The organism is Streptomyces sp. NPDC026246 (assembly GCF_055567995.1).
Map to the genome: position 1 here is coordinate 52334 of NZ_JBVHPJ010000014.1, position 15180 is coordinate 67513.

Below are 15180 nucleotides of genomic sequence, written 5' to 3' on the forward strand. Positions count from 1 at the left end.
CCCGCCCCCGAGGTGCAGTCGGGGACGGGCGCTTCGCTCGTGTCCGGGCCGCCGTCAGGCCCGGGACCGGTGCGCCACGTACGCCAGGGTGCCCAGCACCAGCCGGGCCTCCGGCGGCCGGGACGCCGAGTCCAGGGCGGGGGAGCGGAGCCAGCGCACCGGGCCGAGGCCGCCGCGGTCGGACGGGGGCGCCGTGATGTGCGTGCCGGGGCCCAGGCCGCGCAGGTCGAGGGCGGCCGGGTCGTCCCAGCCCATGCGGTAGAGCAGACCCGGCAGGTCCGCCGCGGCACCGGGGGCGACGAAGAACTGGGCCCTGCCGTCCGGGGTGGCCGCCACCGGCCCGACGGGCAGACCCATGCGCTCCAGCCGGGCCAGCGCACGGCAGCCGGCGGGCTCGGCCACCTCGACCACGTCGAACGCCCGGCCCACCGGCAGCATCACCGACGCGCCGGGATACTCGCCCCACACCTCGCTCACGTCGTCCAGCGTCGCCCCGGCCGGCAGCACGGGCGCGAAGTCCAGGGGGTGCGCACCGGGAGCGGAGCAGTCCCGGCGGCCGCAGGAGCAGGCGCCCGCTGAGGCGCGGGCACCCGGCACCACGTCCCAGCCCCACAGGCCGGTGAACTCGGCGACGGCCGTGCCGTCCGAGGTGCGGCCGCGGCGGCGCGAGCCGGTCCGGATGTCGCGCATGCCCCGGCTGATGCCGATCGTGAAGCCCATGCCCCCTCCAACGGGTGCGACGCAGCGGTGGTTACGCAACGGACGCGGCGCGTGACTCTCTGTTTCCGGCTTCCCGGGCTCCGGCCGCTTCACTCGGCGTCCGGAGGTGTCCGGGGTGGTGTGTCCGGCGACGCGCGCCCTCGAACGCATCGCTGCACCCACTCCTGGTTGTGCTGTGTCAAGTGAATCGTGCGTAGCCGTACGGGAGTTCATTCGATGGGGTGGCGAATGGTGGCGTTTCCGTGTGAGCCGTGGCTGGACGGGTGATCGTAGGATTACTGTGTGTGCACGAGCCCTGGGGGCACATGCACTCATGGGTATGCCGGAGGCAAGTCGTCATTCCGTTCGAAGGGTGACAAGGGCCGGACGGAGGGCCGTACGAACCGGCATGCTGTTAGGGCTTGGCGCACTCGGCGACAAGTGGTCCAGGGAGTGGGGGCGTTCCAGTGAGCGGCAACGGCGGAAGCGGGACGAACGCTGCGAGCGCGACGCACACTGAGAAGCGCCCGAACGAGCTCCTCACCTCGTGGTTCGTGCGCAGCGGCTGGTCCAAGGGCGAGCTGGCCCGCCAGGTCAACCGCAGGGCACGGCAGTTGGGCGCCAACCACATCTCCACCGACACCTCGCGCGTGCGCCGCTGGCTCGACGGCGAGAACCCCCGCGAGCCCATCCCCAAGATCCTTTCCGAGCTGTTCTCGGAGCGCTTCGGCGTCGTCGTCTCCGTCGAGGACCTGGGGCTGCGCACCGCGCGCCAGTCACCCTCCGCGACCGGCGTCGACCTGCCGTGGACGGGCCCGCAGACGGTGGCGCAGCTCAGCGAGTTCTCGCGCAGCGACCTGATGCTGGCGCGGCGCGGCTTCCTCGGGAGCTCGCTGGCCCTGTCCGCGGGCCCGGCCCTCATCGAGCCCATGCAGCGCTGGCTCGTCCCCTCGCCCGCGGCCCCGCGCTCCGAACCCGACACCGCGGCCGGATCCGGGCGCGCCCGCGGCCGGCTCTCCGGGCCCGAGCTGGACCTGCTGGAGTCCACGACGGTGATGTTCCGCCAGTGGGACGCCCAGTGCGGCGGCGGCCTGCGCCGCAAGGCGGTCGTCGGCCAGCTCCACGAGGTGACCGACCTCCTCCAGGAGTCCCAACCGGAGGACACCACCCGCCGGTTGTTCAAGGTCGCGGCGGAACTCGCCGAGCTGGCCGGATGGATGTCGTACGACATCGGGCTCCAGCCCACCGCGCAGAAGTACTTCGTCCTCGCGCTGCACGCCGCCAAGGAGGCAGGGGACCGGCCCCTCGGGTCGTACGTGCTGTCCAGCATGAGCCGGCAGATGATCCACCTGGGCCGGCCCGACGACGCGCTGGAGCTGATCCATCTCGCGCAGTACGGCAGTCGCGACTGCGCCAGCCCGCGCACCCAGTCCATGCTGTATGCGATGGAGGCCCGCGCCTACGCCAACATGGGGCAGCCCGGCAAGTGCAAGCGGGCCGTCCGCATGGCCGAGGACACCTTCGCCGACGCCGACGAGTGGGACGAGCCGGACCCCGACTGGATCCGCTTCTTCTCCGAGGCCGAGCTGTACGGCGAGAACAGCCACTCCTACCGGGACCTGGCCTACGTCGCGGGCCGCAGCCCCGCGTACGCCTCGCTGGCCGAACCGCTGATGAAACGGGCCGTGGAGCTGTTCGCCGAGGATGGCGAGCACCAGCGGTCCTACGCGCTGAACCTGATCGGCATGGCCACGGTGCACCTGCTGCGGCGCGAGCCCGAGCAGAGCACGGTCTTCGCCTCCGAAGCCATGCGGGTCGCCAAGAAGGTCCGCTCCGAGCGGGTCAACACCCGCATCCGCAAGACCGTCGACACGGCCGCACGCGACTTCGGCGACCTCGGAGAGGTCGTCGACCTCACCGAACGGCTCGCCGCCGAACTGCCTGAGACCGCCGAAGCGGTCTGACCAGCCGCACGACCCCAGAACCCCGGCCGCGGCCGGCCCTCCCGAACTGCCCGACTCGGCTCCCCCATGCCAGGTCATCGGAAGGCCGGACGCGGCCGGCCCGCGTTCCCGGAAGGCCGTGCGGGCCCGAGGATGCGCCCCGGCGGCGACCGGCGCATCCCGGGTCCGGCAGTTCACCGACGCGTAACACGCCACGCGCCTTCGTCACGGCGGCGAAACAACGAGGGGCCCCCACCGAAACCGCGCTGCGCCAATCTCGTGGCGCATAACCGGCCCACCCCTCAATCCGCTCGAGGCTTCGCCCGCACGGGGCCGTACCAAGACGAGGAGACGCCGATGGCACCAGCCATCACCCTGGCCGCAGAGGCGCCCAAGCTCTCTGCCGCGAACACAGGGTTCATGCTCATCTGTTCCGCCCTGGTGATGCTCATGACCCCGGGCCTGGCCTTCTTCTACGGAGGCATGGTCCGCGTCAAGAGCACCCTGAACATGCTGATGATGAGCTTCATCAGCCTCGGGATCGTCACCGTCCTGTGGGTGCTGTACGGCTTCTCCCTGGCGTTCGGCACCGACTCGGGCAGCCTCATCGGCTGGAACTCCGACTGGGTGGGTCTGAGCAACATCGGCCTGACCGAGCTGTGGGACGGCTACACCATCCCGGTCTTCGTGTTCCTGGTCTTCCAGCTGATGTTCGCGATCATCACCCCGGCCCTGATCAGTGGCGCCCTCGCCGACCGCGTGAAGTTCAGCGCCTGGGCGCTGTTCATCACCCTGTGGGCCACGGTCGTCTACTTCCCCGTCGCGCACTGGGTGTGGGGCGCCGGCGGCTGGGCCTTCGAGCTGGGCGTCATCGACTTCGCCGGCGGTACGGCCGTGCACATCAACGCCGGTGCCGCGGCCCTCGGCGTGATCCTGGTCATCGGCAAGCGCGTCGGATTCAAGAAGGACCCGATGCGCCCGCACAGCCTGCCCCTGGTCATGCTCGGTGCCGGTCTGCTGTGGTTCGGCTGGTTCGGCTTCAACGCCGGCTCCTGGCTCGGCAACGACGACGGCGTGGGCGCGCTGATGTTCGTCAACACGCAGGTCGCCACCGCCGCGGCCATGCTGGCCTGGCTCGCCTACGAGAAGATCCGCCACGGCGCGTTCACCACCCTCGGCGCCGCCTCCGGCGCGGTCGCGGGCCTGGTCGCCATCACCCCGGCCGGCGGCGCGGTCAGCCCGCTCGGCGCGATCGCGGTCGGCGCCATCGCCGGTGTCCTGTGCGCCATGGCCGTCGGCCTGAAGTACAGGTTCGGCTACGACGACTCCCTCGACGTCGTCGGCGTCCACCTGGTCGGCGGCATCGCCGGATCCCTGCTGATCGGCCTCTTCGCCAGCGGCAAGGGCCAGTCCACCGTGGAGGGCCTCTTCTACGGCGGCGGACTGACCCAGTTCTGGAAGCAGTGCGCTGGTGTCTTCGCGGTGCTCGCCTACTCCCTGGTGGTCTCCGCCATCCTGGCCTTCGTCCTCGACAAGACCCTCGGCATGCGGGTGCCGGAGGACGACGAGATCACCGGCATCGACCAGGCCGAGCACGCCGAGACCGCATACGACTTCAGCGGCGCCGGTGGCGGCGCCGCCAAGACGGCCGTCACGGCCCCCGTCGCCGCAGCCGCGAGCAAGAAGGTGGACGCATGAAGCTCATCACCGCAGTCGTCAAGCCGCACCGGCTCGACGAGATCAAGGAGGCCCTGCAGGCCTTCGGCGTGCACGGCCTGACGGTCACCGAGGCCAGCGGCTACGGCCGCCAGCGCGGCCACACCGAGGTCTACCGGGGCGCCGAGTACACCGTCGACCTCGTCCCCAAGATCCGCATCGAGGTCCTGGTCGAGGACGAGGACGCCGAACAGCTCATCGAGGTCGTGGTCAAGGCCGCCCGCACCGGCAAGATCGGTGACGGCAAGGTCTGGTCCCTCCCGGTCGACACGGCCGTACGGGTCCGGACCGGCGAGCGCGGTCCGGACGCGCTCTGACGGTCTTCCAGGCAGGCACACGAACAGGAGTCGCCGGGTGACGGGTACGGACGTGCGCAACGAAGCAGAGGACTCGGGACCCGGCGGCTACGCGGCGGCCCGGCTGCGCCTCCTCACCGAGGAGACGCGGTCCGGGCCGCCGCGCCGTGCCGCCCTGGCCCAGCTGACGGACCAGTGGCTCGCGGACCTGTTCGGCGCGGGCGCCCAGGGGCTGCGCGGCGCCTCCCTGATCGCCGTCGGCGGCTACGGACGCGGCGAGCTGTCCCCGCGCAGCGACCTCGACCTGCTCCTGCTGCACGACGGCGGCGACACCGAGGCCGTCGCCGCCCTGGCCGACCGGCTCTGGTACCCCGTCTGGGACCTGGGCCTGGACCTCGACCACTCCGTGCGCACGCCCGCCGAGGCGCGCCGGACCGCCGCCGACGACCTCAAGGTGCAGCTCGGCCTGCTGGACGCCCGGCACATCGCCGGCGACCTCGGCCTCACCGCGGCCCTGCGCACCGCCGTCCTCGCCGACTGGCGCAACCAGGCCCCCAAGCGCCTCCCCGAACTGCAGGCACTGTGCGCCGAACGCGCCGAGCGGCAGGGCGAGCTGCAGTACCTGCTGGAGCCCGACCTCAAGGAGGCCCGCGGCGGACTGCGCGACGCCACCGCCCTGCGGGCCGTCGCCGCCTCCTGGCTCGCCGACGCCCCGCGCGAGGGCCTCGCCGACGCCCGGCGCCGTCTCCTCGACGTCCGGGACGCCCTGCACCTGGCCACCGGGCGGGCCACCGACCGGCTCGCCCTCCAGGAGCAGGACCAGGTGGCCGCCGGGCTCGGCCTGCTCGACGCGGACACCCTGCTGCGTCAGGTCTACGAGGCGGCCCGGCTCGTCTCCTACGCGAGCGACGTCACCTGGCGCGAGGTGGGGCGCGTACTGCGCTCACGGGCCGTGCGGCCCCGGCTGCGCGCCATGCTGGGCGGCGGCAAGCCCACCGCCGAGCGGTCCCCGCTGGCCGAGGGCGTGGTCGAGCAGGACGGCGAGGTGGTGCTCGCCCGGGCCGCGCGCCCCGAGCGCGACCCCGTCCTGCCGCTGCGCGCCGCGGCCGCCGCGGCGCAGGCCGGGCTCCCGCTGTCCCTGCACGCCGTGCGGCGTCTGGCGGCCACCGTGCGCCCGCTGCCCACGCCCTGGCCCGCCGAGGCACGCGAGCAGCTCGTGACGCTGCTCGGCTCCGGCCGCCCCACCGTCGAGGTCTGGGAGGCGCTGGAGGCGGAAGGGCTGATCACCCGGCTGCTGCCGGACTGGGAGCGGGTCCGCTGCCGCCCGCAGCGCAACGCCGTGCACCTGTGGACCGTCGACCGGCACCTCATCGAGACCGCCGTGCGCGCCTCCGCGTTCACCCGCCGGGTCAGCCGGCCCGACCTGCTGCTGGTCGCCGCGCTGCTGCACGACATCGGCAAGGGCTGGCCCGGCGACCACTCGGTGGCCGGCGAGATCATCGCCAAGGACGTCACCGCCCGCATCGGCTTCGACCACCACGACGTGACGGTCGTCGCCACCCTCGTCCGCCACCACCTGCTGCTCGTCGACACGGCCACCCGGCGCGACCTGGACGACCCGGCCACCGTGCGCTCGGTCGCCGCGGCCGTGGGCACCCAGGGGACCCTGGAGCTGCTGCACGCGCTCACCGAGGCCGACGCCCTCGCGACCGGGCCCGCCGCGTGGTCCTCCTGGCGCGGCTCCCTCGTCGCCGACCTGGTGAAACGCGTCTCGGCGGTGCTCTCCGGGGACGCCCCGGCCGAGCCCGAGGAGGCCGCCCCGACCGCCGGGCAGGAACGGCTCGCGCTGGAGGCGGCCGCCACCGGCAGCCCCGTGCTGGCCCTGCGCGCCCAGGCCGAGGCGCCCGCCGGGCAGGAACCCGCCGGCGATCCCGAGCCGCTCGGCGTCGAACTGCTCATCGCCGTCCCCGACCAGCCCAGGGTGCTGCCCGCGGTCGCCGGCGTCCTCGCCGTGCACCGGCTGACCGTACGCACCGCCGAGCTGCGCTCCCTGTCCCTGCCGGACGGCGTCGACGGCTCCGTGCTGCTGCTGGACTGGCGGGTCGCCGCCGAGTACGGCTCGCTGCCGCAGGCCGCCCGGCTGCGCGCGGACCTGGTCCGGGCCCTGGACGGCTCACTGGACATCGCCGCCCGCCTCGCCGAACGGGACGCCGCCTATCCGCGCCGCCGGGGCGTGGTCGCGCCGCCGCCCACGGTGTCCGTCCACCCCGCCGCCTCCCGGCTGGCCACCGTCATCGAGGTCCGCTCCCAGGACGCCCCCGGCCTGCTGTTCCGCATCGGGCGCGCCCTGGAGGACGCGGGCGTGCGGGTGCGCAGCGCGCACGTGTCGACCCTGGGCGCCAACGCCGTCGACGCCTTCTACGTCACCGGACCGCAGGGCGCGCCGCTGCCCGGCGAGGAGGCGGCCGCGGTGGCCCGGAAGCTGGAGGAGACACTGAGGGGGTGAGGGCGACCCGGCGACTTGTCACGCCGGGATACCCTGGAGGGCGATTCCCCAGTCTGTCTCCGACCCCGAGGACCGCGAGCGCCGTGTTCGATACTCTTTCCGATCGCCTCTCAGCGACCTTCAAGAACCTGCGCGGCAAGGGACGGCTCTCCGAGGCGGACATCGACGCCACGGCGCGCGAGATCCGCATCGCGCTGCTCGAGGCGGACGTGGCGCTTCCGGTCGTCCGGACGTTCATCAAGAACGTCAAGGAGCGCGCCCTCGGCGCCGAGGTCTCCCGGGCGCTGAACCCGGCCCAGCAGGTCCTCAAGATCGTCAACGAGGAACTGGTCACCATCCTCGGCGGCGAGACCCGGCGCCTGCGCTTCGCCAAGCAGCCGCCCACCGTGATCATGCTGGCGGGTCTGCAGGGTGCCGGTAAGACCACCCTCGCGGGCAAGCTCGGCCGCTGGCTGAAGGAGCAGGGTCACTCGCCGCTGCTCGTCGCCTGCGACCTCCAGCGCCCCAACGCCGTGAACCAGCTCAGCGTCGTCGCCGAGCGCGCCGGTGTCGCGGTCTACGCCCCGGAGCCGGGCAACGGCGTCGGTGACCCGGTCAAGGTCGCCAAGGACTCCATCGACTTCGCCAAGGCCAAGGTCCACGACCTCGTGATCGTGGACACCGCAGGCCGCCTCGGCATCGACCAGGAGATGATGCAGCAGGCCGCGGACATCCGCGACGCCGTCTCCCCGGACGAGATCCTGTTCGTCGTCGACGCGATGATCGGCCAGGACGCGGTCAACACCGCCGAGGCCTTCCGCGACGGCGTCGGCTTCGACGGCGTGGTGCTCTCCAAGCTCGACGGCGACGCCCGCGGTGGTGCCGCCCTGTCGATCCGGCAGATCACCGGCAAGCCGATCATGTTCGCCTCCAACGGCGAGAAGCTCGACGACTTCGACGCCTTCCACCCGGACCGGATGGCCTCCCGCATCCTCGACATGGGTGACCTGCTCACCCTGATCGAGCAGGCGGAGAAGACGTTCAGCCAGGAAGAGGCCGAGAAGATGGCCTCCAAGCTGGCGTCCAAGAAGGGCCAGGACTTCACCCTGGACGACTTCCTGGCCCAGATGGAGCAGGTCCGCAAGATGGGCTCCATCTCCAAGCTGCTCGGCATGCTGCCGGGCATGGGCCAGATGAAGGACCAGATCCAGAACCTGGACGAGCGGGACGTCGACCGCACCGCGGCCATCATCAAGTCGATGACCCCGGGCGAGCGCCAGGACCCGACGATCATCAACGGCTCGCGCCGCGCCCGTATCGCCCGGGGTTCCGGTGTCGAGGTCAGCGCGGTGAAGAACCTGGTCGAGCGGTTCTTCGAGGCCCGCAAGATGATGTCCCGCATGGCCCAGGGCGGCATGCCCGGGATGCCTGGGATGCCGGGCATGGGCGGTGGTCCCGGCCGGGCGAAGAAGAAGCAGAAGCAGGCCAAGGGCAAGCAGCGGTCCGGCAACCCGATGAAGCGCAAGCAGCAGGAGCAGGAGGCCGCCGCCCGCCGCGCGGCCGCGGCCGAGGGCGGCGGCGCGTTGGGCCTGCCGCAGCAGGGCGCCAAGGACTTCGAACTGCCCGACGAGTTCAAGAAGTTCATGGGCTGACGGCCCTGTCCCGTCATGACGCCGAGGGCGCCCCTTCCTCCGAAGGGGCGCCCTCTCGGATGTCCGGTGCGGCGCCGTGCGTCAGGCGCCCGGGCGATCAGGGCGCCCGGACGGTCAGGGCGCCCGGACGGTCAGGGCGTCCGGGCGATCAGGTAGCGGAACACGTTCGGCATCCACACCGTGCCGTCCCGCCGCTGGTGCGGATGCAGCGCCTCGGACAGCTCCTTGTCCACCTGCACCTGGTCCGTCGCCGCCGTCGCCGCGTCGAACAGGCCCGTCGACTTCAGCCCGCGCACCGCGCTGTCCACGTCGGCGTAGCCGAAGGGGCAGGCCACCCGGCCCGAGCCGTCCGGCCTCAGGCCGGCCCGCCGGGCGACGTCCTCCAGGTCGTCGCGCAGGGCCGGACGCCAGCTGCCCCGGGTGCGCTCCGGTTCCGCCAGCTTCGTGGCCACCCGCATCACCGACGCGGTGGCGCAGCGCTCCGGCGGGCCCCAGCCGGCCAGCACCACGGCCGCGCCCCGCTCGGCGAGCGGCCTCGCCTCCCTCAGCTGTCCGCTCAGCCCTTCCGAGTCGCCCGCCAGGCACCCGATCGGCTCGAACGCCGTCACCAGGGTGTAGCCGGCGGCGGGCCTGCCGGCGTCCCGGGCCGATCCGTCGACCAGTCGCGCGTCCGTACGCCCACGCGCGCCCGTCGCCTCGGGGAGCAGCCGCTCCCGGGCCAGGGCCATTCTTTCGGGGGATGCGTCGACACCGGTGACCGCCGCTCCCCGAGCGGCGGCCATCAGCAGGGCGAGTCCGGAACCGCAGCCGAGGCCGAGCAGTCGCGTGGCGGGACCCACGTCCAGTCGCTCGTAGACGGCCTCGTAGAGCGGCACCAGCATCCGCTCCTGGATCTCGGACCAGTCACGCGCGCGTGCACTCCGGTCCACGCGGGGTGCGGCCCCCGCGTGAGGCAGGTGCTGCCGCACGAGCGTAGGTGTCATAAGTAAGCGCCCCAATCCGCAACGAGTTTCCTCTTGCCCGATTCCTTGGCCCCCGTGACAGTGCGCTCGCACTACCCCCGTATGCCAGGAAACTCCCCCCTCGACCCGTCGTCCAGTGGGATGCGGCAGGGGTTGTGAGATGTCATGTGCCTGTGGCGAGATTTCACATTCCGGCAACCCGGGCCCGTACCATCGCGCCATGGCCAAGGCACCCGTTCTCACGCCCCAGGCGGTCGACTTCCCGCGCTGGTACCAGGACTTGATCACCAAGGCGGAGCTCGCCGACAACGGGCCGGTGCGCGGAACCATGGTCATCCGACCGTACGGCTACGGCCTGTGGGAGCGGATGCAGGCGGAGATGGACGCCCGCATCAAGGCGACCGGCACCCAGAACGCGTACTTCCCCCTGCTGATCCCGCAGTCCTACCTCACCAGGGAGGCCGACCACGTCGAGGGCTTCGCGCCCGAACTCGCGGTCGTCACCCACGGCGGCGGCAAGGAGCTCGAGGAGCCCGCGGTGGTCCGCCCCACCTCCGAGATGATCATCAACGACTACTTCTCCAAGTGGGTGCAGAGCTACCGGGACCTGCCGCTGCTCATCAACCAGTGGGCGAACGTGGTGCGCTGGGAGCTGCGGCCCCGGTTGTTCCTGCGGACCAGCGAGTTCCTCTGGCAGGAGGGCCACACCGCGCACGCCACGTACGAGGAGGCGCGTGACTTCGCCGCGCACATCCACCGCCGGGTCTACGAGGACTTCATGCTGAACGTCCTCGCGATGGACGTGGTCCCCGGCCGCAAGACCGTCAAGGAGCGCTTCGCGGGGGCCGTCAACACCCTCACGCTCGAAGGGATGATGGGCGACGGCAAGGCCCTGCAGATGGCGACCAGCCACGAACTGGGCCAGAACTTCGCCAAGGCCTTCAACACGCGGTACCTGTCCAAGGAGGGCAGGCAGGAACTGGTCTGGCAGACCTCCTGGGGCTCCACCACCCGCATGATCGGCGCCCTGGTGATGATGCACGGCGACGACGGCGGGCTGCGCGTCCCGCCGCGGCTGGCGCAGATCCAGGCCGTGGTGCTCGCGATCAAGGGCGACGAGCCGGTTCTGGCCAAGGTCCGCGAGCTCGGCGACCGGCTGGAGGCGGCCGGTGTCCGCGTCCACGTCGACGACCGCATTGACACCCCCTTCGGCCGCCGCGCCGTCGACTGGGAGCTGAAGGGCGTACCCGTCCGCATCGAGATCGGACCGCGCGATCTGGAGAACGGCACCGCGATGCTGGCCCGCCGGATCCCCGGAGGCAAGGAGCCGGTGTCCCTGGACGCCCTGCCGGAGCTGCTCCCGAAGGTCCTGGAGGAGGACCAGGAGCTGCTGCTCAGGCAGTCCCGCGCGCGCCGCGAGTCGCGCACCGCCGAGGTCTCCACGATCGAGGAGGCCGTCGAGGCGGCCACGGCCGGCGGCTGGGCCCGCATCCCGTGGTCGGTGCTCGGCGAGGAGGGCGAGGCCAAGCTGGCCGATCACGCGGTGACCGTACGGTGTCTGGTCGCCGAGGACGGGTCGGTGCCGGACGACGGGGACGCTCCCGGTAACGTCGCGGTCGTCGCACGCGCTTACTGAGGCACGCAGACGCCGTCCGGCGGGGCGCAAGGCGGCCGGAACACCCCTTGCGCCCCGGCGCACTTCCGCCGTCCCGGCGTGCGCAGATGCCCTACGCGCCGGGGCGTAGCGAGAAGTACGCACCAGCTTGTGGTGAGCTGCGAGGCTTCTCCGCAGATCAGCGCACCCGCCCTCGTCGGGACGCATCAGAGGCAACTGACGGGTACGTGCAAAATATTTGGGATGCCCCGGAATCGGAACACTGGGGCACCCCGGCTCGTTGTCATTACGTGAGCACGACACAGACACCACCTGTTCTCGCCGCAGAGCTGGCACAGGCGTGGGCCGACATTCAGCGGTACCACCCCGAGCTGCCCGACCTTGCCGCGCCAGAGTCCCTGATCGGGGAGTCGTCGTCCGCGTGCGGTCACGAGCTCTCCTTCGAGCGACTGCTCCATGAGGCAGTCCATGGCATCGCCGCAGCCCGCGGCGTACGCGACACCTCCCGTGCGGGCCGCTACCACAACCGCAGATTCCTCGCGATCGCCGAGGAGATGGGCCTGGACCACCCCGAGGAACCGCATCCCAGCAGCGGCTTCTCGCTGGTCACGCTCACCCCCGAGGCCAAGCGGCGCTACCGCCCGACCATGGAGCGCCTCCAGCGCGCCCTGAAGGCGCACACGGCGGCCACCTCCTCCGACACCTCCCGCACCTTCCGGGGCCCGGCCGCCCGGCACGGCTCCTCCGGCGGCGGCGTCCGCGTCAAGGCGGTCTGCGACTGCGGCCGCAACGTCCGGGTCGTCCCCTCGGTCCTCGCCCAGGCACCCATCGTCTGCGGCGGCTGCGGCAAGCCGTTCCGCATCCCGGACGTCGTGGGAGCGGTGGCCGGCTGACGTCTCCCACCGGCAACTCGTGGCTGCCGGTCGGACCGACGCCGGACCGTGGCCGGCACCCGACGTGTCCCACCTCCACGCCGGGTGCCGCTCAGGCGTGCCCGCAGGCGGCGCCCACTGCCCCCGGCCTGGAGCGGCCCGCCGGGTGTGGCACAATGGCTAGCTGTACTCGACAGCCGCACAGGACCCCTCTCTCCTCCGGCTGACGCGTCCATCGGGCACTCGGGTACCGCAACCCCACGCGGCGTCTCGCCGTGCCCAACCACGTCAAATCCAGGAGATTCCACTCCCGTGGCAGTCAAGATCAAGCTGAAGCGTCTGGGCAAGATCCGTTCGCCTCACTACCGCATCGTCGTCGCCGACTCCCGTACCCGTCGTGACGGCCGTGCGATCGAGGAGATCGGCAAGTACCACCCGACGTACAACCCGTCGGTCATCGAGGTCGACGCGGACCGTGTCGCGTACTGGCTGGGTGTCGGCGCGCAGCCGACCGAGCCCGTGCTCGCCATCCTGAAGAAGACCGGCGACTGGCAGAAGTACAAGGGCGAGCCGGCTCCGGCGCCGCTCCTGACGCAGCCCGAGAAGGCCGCGCGCCCGTCGTTCGAGGCTCTCGGCGGTGACGACGAGGGCAAGGGTGAGGCGATCACCCAGAAGAAGAAGGCTGAGAAGAAGGACGAGGCCGCCGCCGAGTCCGCTTCGACCGAGGCCTGATCATGCTCGAGGAGGCTCTCGAGCACCTCGTGAAGGGCATCGTCGACAACCCCGACGATGTGCAGGTCGCCTCGCGCAACCTGCGCCGCGGGCAAGTGCTCGAGGTCCGGGTCCACCCGGACGACCTCGGCAAGGTGATCGGCCGCAACGGCCGCACCGCTCGCGCCCTGCGCACCGTAGTGGGCGCCATCGGCGGTCGCGGTGTCCGCGTCGACCTCGTCGACGTGGACCACGTCCGCTGACGCTGAACGCAACCGGCTCGGGCCGGGGAAGGCCTGAGGGCCGTCCCCGGCCCGTAGTCGTACGACAGGAGATCGCACACGTGCAGCTGGTAGTCGCACGGATCGGCCGTGCCCATGGCATCAAGGGCGAGGTCACCGTCGAGGTACGGACCGACGAGCCCGAGCTGAGGCTCGCCCCCGGCGCCGTGCTCGCCACCGACCCCGCCTCCGCGGGACCCCTCACCATCGAGACGGGCCGCGTCCACAGCGGCCGCCTCCTGCTGCGCTTCGAGGGCGTCGGCGACCGCACCGGCGCCGAGGCCCTGCGCAACACCCTCCTCATCGCGGAGATCGACCCGGAGGAACTGCCCGAGGGCGAGGACGAGTACTACGACCACCAGCTCATGGACCTGGACGTGGTCACCGCCGACGGCACCGAGGTCGGCCGCATCACGGAGATCTCCCACCTGCCCACCCAGGACCTGTTCATCGTGGAGCGCCCCGACGGCAGCGAGGTGATGATCCCCTTCGTCGAGGAGATCGTCGCCGAGATCGACCTGGAGGAGCAGAGGGCCGTCATCACCCCGCCCCCGGGCCTGATCGACGACCGCGCCGAGATCGCCTCCAGCCGGGACGAGTCCTGATGCGCCTCGACGTCGTCACGATCTTCCCCGAGTACCTGGAACCGCTGAACGTCTCCCTCGTCGGCAAGGCACGCGCGCGTGGACAGCTCGACGTCCACGTCCACGACCTGCGCGAGTGGACCTACGACCGCCACAACACCGTCGACGACACCCCCTACGGCGGCGGCCCCGGCATGGTCATGAAGACGGGGCCCTGGGGGGACGCAATGGACTCCGTCCTCGCCGACGGCTACGAGGCCGGCTCCCGCGAGCCCGCCCTCGTCGTGCCCACCCCGAGCGGCCGCCCCTTCACCCAGGAACTCGCCGTCCGCCTCTCCGAGCGCCCCTGGCTGATCTTCACCCCGGCCCGCTACGAGGGCATCGACCGCCGCGTCGTCGACGAGTACGCCACCCGCATACCGGTGTACGAGGTGTCCATCGGCGACTACGTCCTGGCCGGGGGAGAGGCGGCCGTCCTGGTCGTCACCGAGGCCGTGGCGCGCCTGCTGCCGGGCGTCCTCGGCAACGCGGAGTCCCACCGCGACGACTCCTTCGCGCCCGGCGCGATGGCCAACCTGCTGGAAGGCCCCGTCTACACCAAGCCGCCCGAGTGGCGCGGCCGGGACATCCCCGAGGTGCTCCTCAGCGGCCACCACGGCAGAATCGCCCGCTGGCGGCGTGACGAAGCCCTCAGGCGCACCACCGCGCACCGGCCCGACCTCATCGAGCGCTGCGACCCCGCGGCCTTCGACAAGAAGGACCGGGAGATGCTCTCCATCCTCGGCTGGGCACCGGACCCGGCGGGGAAGCCGTACGGCCGATTTTGGCGCAGGACCGACGGCGTGGAAGAATAGCCAGCTGTTGTGCCCAGGTCCGGCGCGCGCCCCTGCCACAGGGGGAGACGACGCCCGTCCGACCGGCACGGCCCTGATCCCGAAACACCTAGTTTCCGTTGATGACCTGTGGCATCAGCGAGGAAAGCAGACGAAATGTCTCACCTGCTCGACACCGTCGACTCCGCGTCGCTGCGCAGCGACGTCCCCGCCTTCCGCCCGGGCGACACGGTCAACGTGCACGTCCGCGTCATCGAGGGCAACCGCTCCCGTGTGCAGCAGTTCAAGGGCGTCGTGATCCGCCGCCAGGGCTCCGGCGTCCGCGAGACCTTCACGGTCCGCAAGGTCTCCTTCTCCGTCGGCGTCGAGCGCACCTTCCCGGTGCACACCCCGATCGTGGAGAAGATCGAGCTCGTCACCAAGGGTGACGTCCGCCGCGCCAAGCTGTACTACCTGCGCGAGCTGCGCGGCAAGGCCGCCAAGATCAAGGAGAAGCGCGAGAGCTGAGCGCTCTCCGGGGTTCGCGCCGGA

At 71.8% G+C, this 15180-nt stretch carries 14 protein-coding genes; 12 read left to right on the forward strand and 2 right to left on the reverse strand.

What is annotated here, in order from left to right:
* Positions 1–54 precede the first annotated feature (54 nt).
* Positions 55–720, reverse strand: coding sequence for a bifunctional DNA primase/polymerase (locus tag ACZ4M5_RS29030; protein ID WP_467741037.1), 666 nt, complete (start codon positions 718–720; stop codon positions 55–57).
* 446 nt (positions 721–1166) lie between these two features.
* On the opposite strand from ACZ4M5_RS29030, the gene nsdA reads away from it, so the two are divergent.
* The 5 genes from nsdA (at position 1167) to ffh (ending at position 8791) form a co-directional block, all read left to right on the forward strand.
* A complete protein-coding gene (gene nsdA / locus ACZ4M5_RS29035; RefSeq protein WP_467741039.1) occupies positions 1167–2663 on the forward strand; it encodes a transcriptional repressor NsdA in 1497 nt (498 codons plus the stop codon).
* A 336-nt stretch (positions 2664–2999) separates the two neighbouring features.
* Positions 3000–4340 (forward strand): ammonium transporter, encoded by a 1341-nt coding sequence (locus tag ACZ4M5_RS29040; protein WP_467741041.1) that lies wholly within the window; start codon positions 3000–3002, stop codon positions 4338–4340.
* Entirely contained in the window at positions 4337–4675 is a 339-nt protein-coding gene (locus ACZ4M5_RS29045; RefSeq protein ID WP_333937169.1) for a P-II family nitrogen regulator, read from the forward strand. Before ACZ4M5_RS29040 ends, ACZ4M5_RS29045 begins: the two co-directional genes overlap by 4 nt.
* 37 nt (positions 4676–4712) lie before the next feature.
* Positions 4713–7160 carry a [protein-PII] uridylyltransferase gene (locus ACZ4M5_RS29050; RefSeq protein ID WP_467741043.1) on the forward strand — a complete coding sequence of 816 codons (2448 nt, stop codon included), beginning with the start codon at positions 4713–4715 and terminating at the stop codon, positions 7158–7160.
* An 83-nt stretch (positions 7161–7243) separates the two neighbouring features.
* Positions 7244–8791 carry a signal recognition particle protein gene (ffh, locus tag ACZ4M5_RS29055; RefSeq protein ID WP_467741045.1) on the forward strand — a complete coding sequence of 516 codons (1548 nt, stop codon included), beginning with the start codon at positions 7244–7246 and terminating at the stop codon, positions 8789–8791.
* A 131-nt stretch (positions 8792–8922) separates the two neighbouring features.
* Here ffh and ACZ4M5_RS29060 read toward each other — a convergent pair whose 3' ends face one another.
* On the reverse strand, positions 8923–9774 hold the full coding sequence (locus tag ACZ4M5_RS29060) for a methyltransferase domain-containing protein (protein WP_467741047.1): 852 nt from the start codon (positions 9772–9774) through the stop codon (positions 8923–8925).
* A 199-nt stretch (positions 9775–9973) separates the two neighbouring features.
* Here ACZ4M5_RS29060 and proS point away from each other — a divergent pair, with 199 nt between their 5' ends.
* From proS to rplS, 7 genes are all read left to right on the forward strand, one after another.
* Positions 9974–11389, forward strand: a complete 1416-nt coding sequence (gene proS / locus ACZ4M5_RS29065; RefSeq protein ID WP_467741049.1) for a proline--tRNA ligase — start codon at positions 9974–9976, stop codon at positions 11387–11389.
* Positions 11390–11658: 269 nt separating this feature from the next.
* Complete coding sequence (locus ACZ4M5_RS29070; RefSeq protein ID WP_333937174.1) at positions 11659–12261, forward strand: hypothetical protein; 603 nt, start codon at positions 11659–11661, stop codon at positions 12259–12261.
* A gap of 291 nt (positions 12262–12552) precedes the next feature.
* Complete coding sequence (gene rpsP, locus ACZ4M5_RS29075; protein ID WP_467741051.1) at positions 12553–12972, forward strand: 30S ribosomal protein S16; 420 nt, start codon at positions 12553–12555, stop codon at positions 12970–12972.
* Between the two features lie 2 nt (positions 12973–12974).
* Positions 12975–13214 carry an RNA-binding protein gene (locus ACZ4M5_RS29080; protein WP_115744409.1) on the forward strand — a complete coding sequence of 80 codons (240 nt, stop codon included), beginning with the start codon at positions 12975–12977 and terminating at the stop codon, positions 13212–13214.
* An 80-nt stretch (positions 13215–13294) separates the two neighbouring features.
* Positions 13295–13837: a ribosome maturation factor RimM gene (rimM, locus tag ACZ4M5_RS29085; protein ID WP_398106344.1), complete on the forward strand. Its 543-nt coding sequence runs from the start codon at positions 13295–13297 to the stop codon at positions 13835–13837.
* On the forward strand, positions 13837–14670 hold the full coding sequence (trmD, locus tag ACZ4M5_RS29090; RefSeq protein ID WP_467741054.1) for a tRNA (guanosine(37)-N1)-methyltransferase TrmD: 834 nt from the start codon (positions 13837–13839) through the stop codon (positions 14668–14670). Before rimM ends, trmD begins: the two co-directional genes overlap by 1 nt.
* A gap of 135 nt (positions 14671–14805) precedes the next feature.
* Positions 14806–15156 (forward strand): 50S ribosomal protein L19, encoded by a 351-nt coding sequence (gene rplS / locus ACZ4M5_RS29095; RefSeq protein ID WP_003993262.1) that lies wholly within the window; start codon positions 14806–14808, stop codon positions 15154–15156.
* Positions 15157–15180: the final 24 nt, after the last annotated feature.

What these genes read in the sequence shown, in the direction of transcription:
- rplS (WP_003993262.1), top strand. Translation starts at nt 14,806, where the DNA reads ATGTCTCACCTGCTCGACACCGTCGACTCCGCGTCGCTGCGCAGCGAC.
- ACZ4M5_RS29045 (WP_333937169.1), top strand. Translation starts at nt 4,337, where the DNA reads ATGAAGCTCATCACCGCAGTCGTCAAGCCGCACCGGCTCGACGAGATC.
- proS (WP_467741049.1), top strand. Translation starts at nt 9,974, where the DNA reads ATGGCCAAGGCACCCGTTCTCACGCCCCAGGCGGTCGACTTCCCGCGC.
- ACZ4M5_RS29040 (WP_467741041.1), top strand. Translation starts at nt 3,000, where the DNA reads ATGGCACCAGCCATCACCCTGGCCGCAGAGGCGCCCAAGCTCTCTGCC.
- ACZ4M5_RS29030 (WP_467741037.1), bottom strand. Translation starts at nt 720, where the DNA reads ATGGGCTTCACGATCGGCATCAGCCGGGGCATGCGCGACATCCGGACC.
- ACZ4M5_RS29080 (WP_115744409.1), top strand. Translation starts at nt 12,975, where the DNA reads ATGCTCGAGGAGGCTCTCGAGCACCTCGTGAAGGGCATCGTCGACAAC.
- ACZ4M5_RS29060 (WP_467741047.1), bottom strand. Translation starts at nt 9,774, where the DNA reads ATGACACCTACGCTCGTGCGGCAGCACCTGCCTCACGCGGGGGCCGCA.
- trmD (WP_467741054.1), top strand. Translation starts at nt 13,837, where the DNA reads ATGCGCCTCGACGTCGTCACGATCTTCCCCGAGTACCTGGAACCGCTG.